Origin of the sequence: Paraclostridium dentum (assembly GCF_012922555.1) — a bacterium.
In the GTDB taxonomy this organism is placed as follows: domain Bacteria; phylum Bacillota; class Clostridia; order Peptostreptococcales; family Peptostreptococcaceae; genus Paraclostridium; species Paraclostridium dentum.
The window spans coordinates 1-305 of record NZ_WIPK01000210.1 but is presented as its reverse complement, the minus strand read 5'-3'; the positions used below and the strand labels follow the sequence as shown (position 1 = coordinate 305).

1 protein-coding gene is annotated in these 305 nt (G+C 55.4%); it reads right to left on the bottom strand.

Features of this window, described 5'->3' with window-relative positions:
* Positions 1-305, bottom strand: a 305-nt coding sequence (locus GFJ41_RS21395) for a ubiquitin-like protein (RefSeq protein WP_264318565.1), incomplete at both ends; no start/stop codon positions are given.

Below are 305 nucleotides of genomic sequence, written 5' to 3'. Positions count from 1 at the left end.
AGCCTCTGCTGGTCCGGTGGGATCCCCTCCTTGTCCTGGATCTTGGCCTTCACATTGTCGATGGTGTCCGAGCTCTCAACCTCCAGAGTGATGGTCTTGCCAGTCAGGGTCTTCACAAAAATCTGCATGCCACCACGGAGACGAAGCACCAAATGGAGAGTGGATTCCTTCTGGATGTTGTAGTCGGCAAGAGTGCGGCCGTCCTCGAGCTGCTTTCCTGCAAAGATAAGCCTCTGCTGGTCCGGTGGGATGCCCTCCTTATCTTGAATCTTGGCCTTCACGTTGTCGATGGTGTCGGAGCTCTC